The organism is Parendozoicomonas callyspongiae, from assembly GCF_023502345.1.
GTDB classification, from domain to species: Bacteria; Pseudomonadota; Gammaproteobacteria; order Pseudomonadales; family Endozoicomonadaceae; genus Sansalvadorimonas; species Sansalvadorimonas callyspongiae.
Genome location: NZ_JAMFLX010000007.1, coordinates 35,692 through 47,460, shown reverse-complemented (window position 1 = coordinate 47,460; position 11,769 = coordinate 35,692). Strand labels below are relative to the sequence as shown.

At 51.2% G+C, this 11,769-nt stretch carries 8 protein-coding genes; all 8 read left to right on the top strand.

The window, feature by feature from the left end:
* Positions 1-270 precede the first annotated feature (270 nt).
* The 8 genes from M3P05_RS06840 to M3P05_RS06805 all read left to right on the top strand — a co-directional run bounded on the left by M3P05_RS06840 (position 271) and on the right by M3P05_RS06805 (position 11,735).
* On the top strand, positions 271-1,194 hold the full coding sequence (locus M3P05_RS06840; RefSeq protein WP_249698719.1) for a sugar ABC transporter substrate-binding protein: 924 nt from the start codon (positions 271-273) through the stop codon (positions 1,192-1,194).
* A gap of 170 nt (positions 1,195-1,364) precedes the next feature.
* Positions 1,365-2,864, top strand: coding sequence for a sugar ABC transporter ATP-binding protein (locus M3P05_RS06835; RefSeq protein ID WP_249698718.1), 1,500 nt, complete (start codon positions 1,365-1,367; stop codon positions 2,862-2,864).
* Between the two features lie 24 nt (positions 2,865-2,888).
* Positions 2,889-3,914, top strand: a complete 1,026-nt coding sequence (locus tag M3P05_RS06830; protein WP_249698717.1) for an ABC transporter permease — start codon at positions 2,889-2,891, stop codon at positions 3,912-3,914.
* A gap of 271 nt (positions 3,915-4,185) precedes the next feature.
* On the top strand, positions 4,186-5,175 hold the full coding sequence (gene iolG / locus M3P05_RS06825; RefSeq protein ID WP_283777713.1) for an inositol 2-dehydrogenase: 990 nt from the start codon (positions 4,186-4,188) through the stop codon (positions 5,173-5,175).
* A gap of 130 nt (positions 5,176-5,305) precedes the next feature.
* The gene (locus M3P05_RS06820; RefSeq protein WP_249698716.1) at positions 5,306-7,216 is read left to right on the top strand and encodes a bifunctional 5-dehydro-2-deoxygluconokinase/5-dehydro-2-deoxyphosphogluconate aldolase; all 1,911 of its coding nucleotides are present in this window, start codon (positions 5,306-5,308) and stop codon (positions 7,214-7,216) included.
* Between the two features lie 59 nt (positions 7,217-7,275).
* Positions 7,276-9,132: a 3D-(3,5/4)-trihydroxycyclohexane-1,2-dione acylhydrolase (decyclizing) gene (iolD, locus tag M3P05_RS06815; RefSeq protein WP_249698715.1), complete on the top strand. Its 1,857-nt coding sequence runs from the start codon at positions 7,276-7,278 to the stop codon at positions 9,130-9,132.
* Positions 9,133-9,212: 80 nt separating this feature from the next.
* Positions 9,213-10,103, top strand: coding sequence for a myo-inosose-2 dehydratase (gene iolE / locus M3P05_RS06810; RefSeq protein ID WP_249698714.1), 891 nt, complete (start codon positions 9,213-9,215; stop codon positions 10,101-10,103).
* 129 nt (positions 10,104-10,232) lie between these two features.
* On the top strand, positions 10,233-11,735 hold the full coding sequence (locus tag M3P05_RS06805) for a CoA-acylating methylmalonate-semialdehyde dehydrogenase (protein WP_249698713.1): 1,503 nt from the start codon (positions 10,233-10,235) through the stop codon (positions 11,733-11,735).
* Positions 11,736-11,769 lie beyond the last annotated feature (34 nt).

The following is an 11,769-nucleotide window of genomic DNA, read 5'->3' as shown; positions in this document are numbered from 1 at the left end:
TATTCATGGTGGTTGATCATTAAACAATCGTGGCAAAACCCCACCGGCGGATGAGTTTTCTACAACAAATTTAATAAATACTAAATGAAATTTAAATTTCAAAATGGCACGCCTGAAATAAAATGTTTCAAAACTCTGGAATATTTGACCTGGATCAACGGATTCCTGGGCTCATCTAATCAAACTCTAACAAGAACAAACAAAGGCAAAGCCGAACGCTTTGGCGATGCCGAGAAAAAAGAACATTAAGAGTTCAAACAGAGGTTGTTTATGAAAAAGCTTGTTTCAGTATTTATGACATGTTGCGCACTGTTTCTGGCGGGGTGTGGTGCTCAACAGGATGACGGTAAAGTGAAGATTGGTGTGTCAATCGCATCATTCAACGATACCTTCCTGATGTATGTGAAAGATGCCATGGAAGCCAAGGCGAAAGAGCTGGGTGATGTGGAAATCGTTTACACCGATGGTAAGGAAGACGTCACCATTCAGCTGTCTCAGGTTGAGAATTTCATTGCCCAGGGTATGGACAGCATTATTGTTATCCCTGCAAGTACTGATGCAACAAAACCCATCACCAATGCCGCCCTGAAAGCTGACATTAATCTGGTTTATGTTAACCGTCGTCCTGACTACCTGCCTGAAGGTTCCTACTACATCGGTTCCGAGGAGCGTGTCGCTGGTGAGATGCAGGCCAGGTATGTTGCTGAAGCCCTGGGTGGCAAAGGTAACGTTGGTATCCTGATGGGCCCACTGGGAGCGGATAACACCAACAAGCGTACTGACGGTGTGAAAGGTATTGTGGCTGACTATCCAGACATGCAGGTTACCCGTGAGCAGAGCGGTAAGTGGATGCGTGATATGGGTCTGAGCATTCTGGAAAACTGGATTGCTTCCGGTGACAAGATGGATGCCATTATTTCCAACAACGACGATATGGCTCTGGGAGCAATCGCGGCTCTGGAAGCTAACGGCATGAAGAAAGATGTTATGGTTGTTGGCCTGGATGCGACTCCTGATGCACTGGCCTTTATGGAAGAAGGTCGTCTGGATGCCACTATTTTCCAGGATTCCAAAGGTCAGGGGCAGGCCAGTGTAGATACCGCTTACAAGCTGGCCAAGAAAGAAACCGTAGAAAAAGAAACCATGGTTCCCTTCAAGCTGGTTACCCCGGAAAACTTCAAAGACTTTCTCTAATAGCTGATTGGAAAGAACGTCAGGTTCCCTGCGGAGCCTGACGCAGGGGTTCTTTTGGCTGGAGATCGTCTGGAAAGCTGCTCTTAAAACGGATGTTGCTACTGATGTGCTGGGCAGTTTTCCAGAAATGAAAGCCAAAAGCCGTGTTTTGCGAGACAGAGGTGAAATGAATGCAATCAGAAGTTGTTTTGGATATGCAGGGGATATCCAAAAGCTTCCCGGGTGTAAAAGCCCTCAGTGATGTGCAGCTGACGCTGCGGGAAGGCGAAGTGCATGCGCTGATGGGAGAGAACGGCGCAGGCAAGTCGACCCTGATGAAGATTCTGTTCGGGATGTATACCCGGGACTGCGGAATCATCAAGCTGGACGGTAAAGAAGTTGAGCTGAATGGAACCCTTGATTCTCTGGAACATGGTGTATCCATGATTCACCAGGAACTGTCCCCGGTTTTGCATCGCAGCGTGGCGGAGAACATCTGGCTGGGACGTGAACCAGTCAAAGGTCTGCTGAAACTGGTTGACCACGACAAAATGTGGGCAGATACCAAAGGCCTGCTGGAGAGACTGGATCTGGAGATCGACCCTCGTGAACACATGGTCAGTCTGACCGTAGCCCAGATGCAGATGATCGAGATTGCCAAGGCCGTGTCTTACAACGCCAAGATCATCATTATGGATGAGCCATCTTCATCTTTGACCGACAAGGAAGTGGGCCACCTCTTTGAAATCATCCGCAAGTTGAAAGGCCAGGGCGTGGCGATTGTTTATATCAGCCATAAAATGGATGAAATCTTTGAAATAGCCGACACCATCACAGTATTTCGTGATGGGCAGTACATCAGTTCGGTTCCCGCCAGAGAAACCAACCAAAGTAAACTGATCAAAATGATGGTGGGCCGTGAACTGAACAAGATGTTCACCCGCGAAGATCACACTATCGGCGAGGACATGCTGAAGGTTGAAGGTCTTTCACTGGAGAAACGTTTTGAAGATGTTTCTTTCGACGTGAAGAAAGGTGAAATCTTCGGTATTGCCGGTCTTGTTGGTGCAGGTCGTACTGAGCTTGTTGAAACCTTGTTTGGTGTGCGCAGTAAGTCAGCTGGCCACATCTATATAAAAGGCAAGCACGTTCATATCAAGTCGCCCGATCATGCCAAGAAGAATGGTATGGCGCTGCTGACTGAAGATCGTCGTCAAAGTGGCTTGAGCCTTATGCTTTCTGTTGAAGACAACACGGCTGTCGCCAATATGGATAGCTATGTCGGTGGCGGCAATCTACTGGAAGTCGCCCGCCTTAAGAAAGAAGCCAAGGAAGAATGTAAAAAGATTCGCGTGAAAACTCCCACCATGACAGAACCTATCGGCAACCTGAGTGGAGGTAACCAGCAAAAAGTGCTGTTGGCTCGCTGGTTGCTGACCAAGCCGGACATTCTGTTCCTGGATGAGCCAACCCGGGGGATCGATGTTGGTGCCAAGGCCGAGATTTACAAGCTGATCAGCATGTTCGCTCAGGAAGGCAAGACCGTCATCATGGTGTCTTCTGAAATGCCGGAGCTGCTGGGTATGTGTGATCGGATTCTGGTTATGCACGAAGGCCGTAACAAGGGAATCCTTGACCGAAATGATGCCAGCCAGGAAGCCATTATGAGCCTGGCTCTCCAGAAGCATTAAAGAAAGATATAGGAATAGTGACGAATGGCTAATACAACCGCATCAGCTGAAATGCTGCCAACTGAAAGCAGCAAGCAGAAACAGCTTAAATCCCTGATCAGTAAGTACGGAATTTACTTCGCATTTATCGGTCTGGTTATTTTCATGTCGGCCATGCATCCGGCATTCCTGACAGTAACCAACATTCTTAATATTATCCGTCAGGTGACATCTATCGGCCTGATCGCTCTGGGTGTAACCATCATCATTATTACCCGGGGGATCGACCTGTCATCCGGTTCGGTACTGGCGCTGGTTTCTGTTGTGGCTGCATCACTGGCTCAGAACCCGGACTGGCATGCCAAGATGTATCCCAGCCTGCCTGCTCTGCCGGTAATTGTTCCAATTCTGGCTGCACTGGCAATTGGTTCTCTCTGTGGTGCAATTAACGGTGCCTTTGTAGCGAAGACTGGTATCCCTCCATTTATCGCAACGCTGGGTATGATGATCGTGGCCCGTGGTGCAGCACTTATCTACAGTGATGGCCGCCCGGTTTCTGACCTGAATGACTCTTACAACTTTATTGGTCAGGGTGAAATCTTCGGCATTCCGTTCCCGGTTATTCTGTTCATCATTATGGCGCTAATTAGCTGGATTCTTCTGAACCGCACCCGCTTCGGCAAGTATGCCTACTCAATTGGTGGCAACGAGCAGGCTGCATTTGTTTCCGGTATCAATGTCGCCAAGTACAAGATCCTGGTTTACACATTCGGTGGCTTCCTGGCCGGTATGGCTGGTCTGGTTCTGTCTGCCCGTATCAGCTCTGGTCAGCCTGGCCTAGGTAATATGTTCGAGCTTGACGCTATCGCGGCAGCAACCATCGGTGGTGTGAGTCATGCAGGCGGTATAGGTACTATTCAAGGCACTGTTGTTGGTGCGCTGATCATCGGTGTATTGAACAACGGCTTGGATCTGCTGAACGTTTCCGCTTACTGGCAGCAGATTATCAAGGGCTCCATCATTGTAGCGGCTGTAGTCTTTGATATGCGTAAGAACGCACGTAAGAACTAATCGTAATCCTTTCTTTTCCTTTCGTTTGGAGTGCATCAGGTCATCCTGATGCACTCTCTCCCGCGCCTGCAGGTAACGAAGAAAAACGGAATAAAGACCATTGTCATGGATCAAGTAAAACAATTGATTCACGTGATAAAAAATGAAACAAATATTTCATTGTTGGAATTTTGTTCCAGAAGTCAGGGATTCTTCAAAAAGGGTTCCCAAAAAATTGAAGGGTGAAGGCAGAAAAGCCAACCTCTCACTAACAACACGCAGGAAGTGAAGCATGATCAAGTTTGCCATGTTCGGGGCTGGCCGCATCGCCAGAGTTCACGGCCAGACACTGACAGAGCATCCAGATGTTTCTCTGGAGTTTGTGATTGATCCCGTGGCTGAAGCTGCTGAATCTGTTGCCAAAGAATTTGGCGCACAGGTCACTGACGCAGAGAGCGTTTTTGCCAACAAAGATATCGATGCTGTTCTGATCTGCAGCTCTACCGATACTCACGCTGATCTGCTGGAGAAGTCTGCCCGCGCTGGTAAGGCTATCTTCTGTGAGAAGCCTGTTGATCTTGACACTTCCCGTGCCAAAGACGTTGCCCAGATTATCAAAGAATGTGGCGTTCCATGCTTTATCGGTTTCAACCGTCGTTTCGACCCAACTTTCCAATCCCTGTGGGATCAGAAGAAAGAAGGCCGTATCGGTAATCTGGAACAACTGGTTATCACCAGCCGTGACCCAAGCCCTCCTCCTGCCAGCTACGTAAAAGTATCTGGTGGTCTGTTCCGCGACATGATGATCCACGACCTGGATATGGCTCGCTGGATGCTGGGTGAAGAGCCTGTGGAAATCTTCGCAACTGGCAGCTGCCTGGTTGATCCTGAAATCGGCGAAGCCGGTGATGTCGACTCCGCACACGTCATTATGAAGACTGCCAGCGGCAAGCTGTGTCATATCAACAACAGCCGTCGTGCTGCTTACGGCTACGATCAGCGTATCGAAGCTTTCGGTGAGAAAGGCATGCTGCAGGCCGGTAACCATCGCGCCAGCGAAGTACGTTTTGTTGGTGACGAAGGTGACACCATCGAGAAGCCTCTGTTCTTCTTCCTTGAGCGTTATATGCCTGCTTACCGCCGTGAGCTGCAGGAGTTTGTCGACACCCTGCTGAAAGGTCAGGAGCCAACCGCCACTATTGAAGATGGTGTTCGTGCTCTGGAACTGGCTGATGCCTGTGTTGAATCCATGAAGACTGGTAAAGCAGTTCGTCTGGACTGATACCGAAAGATATGTGCCGGGTTCGCCCGGCATTAGAAGTTGCAGCCTTGGGCGCACTTAATAAAGAGAATGAAAAAGCTGGCTTCCTGTTGTTACCGGATGCAGCAGGAAGTTAAAAGCAGGAAATATTATGAGTAAAAGCCTGGATGTAATCTGTATAGGACGTGTAGCTGTGGACTTCTACGCCCAGCAGATCGGAAGCCGGCTGGAAGATGTCAGCTCTCTCGCCAAGTATCTGGGTGGCTCTTCCGGTAACGTGGCATACGGCACTGCACGTATGGGACTGAAGTCTGGCATGCTGGCCCGTGTTGGCGACGACCATATGGGTCGTTTCCTGAAAGAAGAACTGGATCGCGTCGGCAGCACCAGTGAACACCTTATTACTGATCCGGAGCGACTGACCGCTCTGGTTGTTCTGGGCATTAAAGACCAGGACACCTTCCCCCTGATTTTCTACCGGGATAACTGCGCTGATATGGCGCTGTGTGAAGACGATATCAAAGAAGAAGCCATTGCTTCCGCCAAGGTTCTTCATATCACCGGAACCCATTTCTCCACACCATCCACCAATGGCGCCTGCCGCAAGGCCATTGAGATTGCCCATAAGAATGGTGTGCGTACCTCCCTGGATATTGATTACCGCCCGGTTCTCTGGGGGCTGACCGGTAAAGGCGAGGGCGAAAACCGTTTTGTTGAAAATGAGCAGGTCTCAGAGCATATGCAGTCCATTCTGCCTCTGTTTGACCTGATCGTTGGTACTGAAGAAGAGATTCATATTGCCGGTGGCAGCACCGACACCCTCGAAGCTCTGCGCAAGGTTCGTGAGTTGAGCAAAGCCACTATCGTTCTGAAGCGTGGCGAACTGGGTGCCAGCGTTTATACCGGTGAGATTCCAGATGATCTGGATGGCGGCATTAACGGCAAGGGCGTTCGTATCGAAGTGATGAACGTTCTGGGTGCCGGCGATGCCTTTATGTCCGGTCTGCTGCGTGGTTATGTGAACGAAGAACCATGGGAACAGGCGCTGCGTTATGCCAATGCCTGTGGAGCTCTGGTTGTTTCCCGCCATGGCTGCGCGCCAGCCATGCCCAGCATGGAAGAGCTGGATTACTACCTGGAGCGTGAACAGGAAATCCTGCGTCCAGATCTCGATAAAGAACTGAACTACCTGCACCGTGTCACCTGCCGTGATGTGCAGTGGCCTGAACTGAATGTACTGGCATTTGACCATCGTCGTCAGCTTATTGATATGTGTAATGAGACCGGTGCTGATTTCGGCCAGGTCAAAAAGCTGAAGCGACTGATTCTTGAAGCAGCCCGCGCAGGTGCAGAAGAAATGAACCTGGAAGGTAAGGCCGGCATTCTCTGCGATGACACCTTCGCCCAGGACACTCTGAATGAAATCACCGGTAACGGCTGGTGGATTGGCCGCCCGGTTGAACAGCCTTCATCCCGTCCGCTGCGTCTGGAACATGGTGACACCATCGCCCGCCATCTGGTGAGCTGGCCGAAAGAGCATGTGGTGAAATGCCTTTGCTTCTATCACCCCGATGATGAAATCAGCCTGCGTCTGGAGCAGGAGCGACAGGTTCAGTCTACCTACGAAGCCTGCGTTGCCAGCGGTCATGAATTCCTGCTGGAGCTGATTCCACCCAAAGGTTCTGAAGTTGATGACACCACCCTGATCCGCTCCATGAAGCGTTTCTACAACCTGGATGTTCGTCCTGACTGGTGGAAGGTTCCTTCCCCGAGCCGCAATGCCTGGAAAGAGATTGATGCCCTGATCAAGGATCGTGCGCCTCATTGCCGTGGTGTGATTCTGCTGGGTCTGGATGCGCCTGCTGACGAACTGCAGGAAGGTTTTAACGCTTCTGCCGGTATCGATGTGTGCAAGGGCTTTATGGTTGGCCGCACCATCTTCGGCAAGCCTTCCAAAGAGTGGCTGGCCAACAATATTGATGACAAAGAATTCGTACGACAGGTTTCCGCCAATTATATGGAGCTGATCCAGTCCTGGCGTGAACGTGAGTACACAGAATAACAGCCTTGAGCCAGGAATGACCGCAGGTCATACCCATAAAGAATTGGAGCAATAGCGAAATGAAAACTATTCGTTTAACCATGGCTCAGGCCTTGGTGAAATATCTTCAGGCCCAATACATCGATATTGATGGTAAGGAAGAGCAGCTGTTTGCCGGTGTATTCGCCATCTTTGGTCACGGTAACGTGGCTGGTCTGGGTGAGGCTCTGCATACAGTAAAGGATGAGTTCCCCACTTATCGCGCCCACAATGAACAGACCATGGCTCATGCTGCAGTGGCTTACGCCAAGCAGCACCGTCGCCAGCGCATTATGGCAGCCACCACTTCTGTTGGACCAGGTGCAGCAAACCTGGTAACTGCAGCTGGTGTAGCTCATGCAAATCGTCTGCCAGTTCTTCTGCTGCCTGGTGATACTTTTGCAACCCGTCGCCCTGACCCTGTTCTGCAGCAGGTTGAACACTTTGGTGATCCCAATATCACCACCAATGACTGCCTGCGTCCGATGTCCCGTTATTTTGACCGGATCAATCGTCCTGAGCAGATTATTACCAGTCTGCCTGCGGCCGTTCGAGTCATGCTGGATCCGGTTGACTGCGGCCCGGCTACCCTGGCTCTGCCTCAGGATGTGCAGACCATGGCTTATGACTACCCGGAGAACTTCTTCCGCAAGCAGGTGCATCACCTGAGCCGCCCACGTGCTGCCATGCGTGATCTGGATATTGCTGCTCACCTGATCCGTGACAGCAAGAAGCCTCTGTTGATTGCTGGTGGTGGCGTGCACTACTCCGGTGCCTGCGAATCTCTGAAAGACTTTGTAGAAACTTTCAATATTCCAGTTTGCGAAACTCAGGCCGGTAAAGGCGCGCTGAACTGGGATCACCCCAACAACCTTGGTGGTATTGGTGTGATGGGGGCAGAAAGTGCCAACAAGGCTGCAGAAGAAGCTGATCTGGTTATCGCAGTTGGTACCCGTCTGCAGGATTTCAACACTCAGTCCCGTACTTTGTTCAGCCGTGAAGACCTGAAGGTTGTTGGCCTGAACGTAGCCGTATTTGATGCAGTCAAACATGAATCCATTCCCATGGTCTCCGATGCTAACGAAGGTCTGCGGGAGCTGACCGAAGTGCTTTCAGGCTGGAATGCGCAAACTGAATGGCTGGCAAGCTGTCAGGATTGGGCTGCTTCCTGGAACAAGCGCGTTGATGACATTCTGGCTGCACCGGAAGGCAAGGATGAAAATTACCTGCCCACCGACGCCAATGTTATCGGTGCGGTATGGCGTTCCACCACTGAGCAGGACACTGTTCTCTGCGCAGCTGGCGGCCTGCCCGGGGAACTGCAGAAACTGTGGCGTGCCCGTTCCGACAAGCATTACCACCTGGAGTATGGTTACTCCTGCATGGGTTACGAAGTCGCCGGTGGTATGGGTGCCCGGATGGCAACCCCGGACCGTGAAATCTATGTCATGGTCGGCGATGGCTCCTACCTGATGGCCAACAGTGAACTGGCTACCTCCGTCATGCTGGGCCACAAGATTATTGTTATCTGCCTGGATAACCGCGGCTTTGCCTGCATTAACCGTCTGCAGAATGGCTGTGGTGGTGAGTCCTTCAATAACCTGCTTCAGGATTGCTACACCGTTGAAGGTGGTGCACCCAAGGTTGATTTTGCAGCTCACGCCAAGTCTCTGGGCGCTGACTCCGAACAGGTTCAGACCATCGAACAACTGGAAGCTGCACTGGAACGTGCCCGCGCTTCCGACAAGAGCTACCTGATTGCCATTGATACCGATCCAATGCCTTCTACTGATAACCATACCTGGTGGGATGTAGCCATTGCCGAGGTATCTGAGCGTGCGGAAGTAAGAGAAGCGCGCAAGGGCTATGAGAAAGCTGGCGAAAAGCAGCCTTACTAATACTTCAAAAGAACCTAATTGAGACGGCAGGCGGAGTCTGCCGTTGATAACAACCAAACAGACCATAGAGTGAAAAAGCCATGTCTAATGTAAAACTGGGCATCAACCCTCTGACCTGGACCAACGATGATATGCCCAGCCTGGGCGCTGAAACTCCTCTGGAAACCTGCCTGGCAGAATCCAGGGAAGCGGGCTTCGCTGGTGTTGAACTTGGTAACAAATTCCCCCGCAAAGCAGAAGTTCTGAAGCCAATCCTGGCTGAGTTTGACCGTGAACTGGTTTCCGGCTGGTACAGTGCTGAGCTGCTGACCCGTTCCGTAGAAGCTGAAATTGAAGCTGTTCAGGATCACCTGGCTCTGCTGAAAGCCTGTGGCTGCCCGGTCATGGTTGTCTGCGAAGTGACTGACTGCATCCACGGCGCTATGGAAACGCCTCTGACTCGCCGTCCAGTTATGGCTGCCGAGAAGTGGGAAGAGTTTGGCAAGCGTATGACCGAGTTCGGTGACTACCTGAAAGAGCAGGGTGTTCACCTGGCTTACCACCACCATATGGGCACCGTTGTTCAGACTGAAGAAGAAGTTAACAAGCTGATGGAAGTGACTGATCCTTCCGTTGGTCTGCTGCTGGATACCGGACACCTGACTTTTGCTGGTGGCGATCCTGTTCGCTGTGCTGCCAAGTGGGGCGACCGTATTGTTCACGTTCACACCAAAGACGTTCGTGCAGAAGTTCTGGATGACTGCCTGAACCGTGACCTGCCATTCCTGAAGTCTGTCCTGCAGGGTGTGTTCACCGTTCCTGGTGATGGCTCCGTTGATTACAACGCTGTTCTGGCTGAGATGAAGAAAGTGGATTACCACGGCTGGCTGGTTGTTGAAGCCGAGCAGGATCCTGCCATCGCACATCCGCTGACATACGCAACCATGGGTTACAAGAACCTGAAAGCGATTGTTGATGCGACTGGCCTGTAATTCATAACAAACAGCCATGAGCGGGAAACGCCTTTTCCATCCTCCCGGAATAGGAAAGGTGTTTTCAAAGTAAAAGGTAGCGAAAGGAATGCAGCCTCAGGGCTGCATTTCTGAAGAGGGAAAAGATTAGTGAGAGTCATCGGAAATTATATTAATGGTGAACTCAAGGCCAGTGAGTCTGGCCGTGAAAGTGTCATTTTTAATCCTGCAACAGGTGAGCAGGTTGCTGCAGTCAGCCTGTCCACAGCAGAAGAAACCAACCACGCGATTGATGTAGCAGCCAAAGCCTTCCCTGCCTGGTCTAACACCAGCTCTGTGAAGCGCGCCCGTGTGATGTTCAAGTTTAAAGAATTGCTTGAGCAGCATGCTGATGAACTGGCTGAGGTGATTTCTATTGAACACGGCAAAGTGTTCTCCGATGCCAAGGGCGAACTGACCCGTGGTCTGGAAGTTGTTGAGTTTGCCTGTGGTATTCCCCACCTGCAGAAAGGTGAGAAATCCATGAATGTGGGTACTGGCGTGGATAGCTGGTCGCAGATGATGCCGCTTGGTGTGTGTGCCGGTATCGTACCTTTCAACTTCCCGGCTATGGTGCCTATGTGGATGTTCCCGGTGGCGATTGCCTGCGGTAACACCTTTGTTCTGAAGCCTTCCGAGAAGGTACCTTCTGCCGTAATGCGTATGGCAGAGCTGCTGAAAGAAGCCGGCCTGCCTGATGGTGTATTCAATATTGTAAACGGCGACCGTGATGCCGTTGATGTGATGCTGACTCACCCGCAGGTTGAAGCGATCAGCTTTGTTGGTTCAACTCCTGTTGCTGAGTATATTTACACCCGTGGCAGCCAGCACGGCAAGCGTGTTCAGGCCCTGGGCGGTGCCAAGAACCATATGGTAATCATGCCCGATGCCGACATGGATGCAGCAGCCAATGCCCTGATGGGCGCAGCCTACGGCGCGGCTGGCGAGCGCTGCATGGCGATTTCCGTTGCTGTTCCTGTTGGTGAAGGCACTGCCGAGAAGCTGGTAGAAAAACTGCTGCCTAAGCTGGAAGCCCTGCGTGTCGGCCCCGGTATTGTTGAAGGTCCTGACAATGATATGGGCGCAGTGATCAGCAAGGAGCACCGCGACAATATCCATTCTTATGTTGATAAGGGTGTGGAAGAAGGTGCCAAGCTGCTGGTTGATGGTCGTGATCTGAAGATTCCAGGCCATGAAAACGGCTTCTTTATCGGTGGCAGCCTGTTTGACCACGTAACCCCAGAGATGACTATCTACAAGGAAGAAATCTTTGGCCCGGTTCTCTGTATTGCTCGTGTTAACAGCTTCAGTGAAGCGGTTGAACTGGTTAATGCTCACGAATACGGAAACGGTGTGGCGCTGTTTACCAGCGATGGTAAGTCTGCACGTGAATTTGCCCAGCATATTCAGGTAGGTATGGTAGGTATCAACGTGCCTGTACCTGTTCCCATGGCGTTCCACAGCTTTGGCGGCTGGAAGCGTTCCCTGTTTGGCCCACTGCATATGCATGGCCCAGATGGCGTACGTTTCTACACCCGGATGAAGATGGTCACCAGCCGCTGGAATGACCATGATCCTTCAGATTCCGCATTTACCATGCCGACTATGAAGTAAAACACTTCTGGTAAGTACTTCGATCGTCCCAACA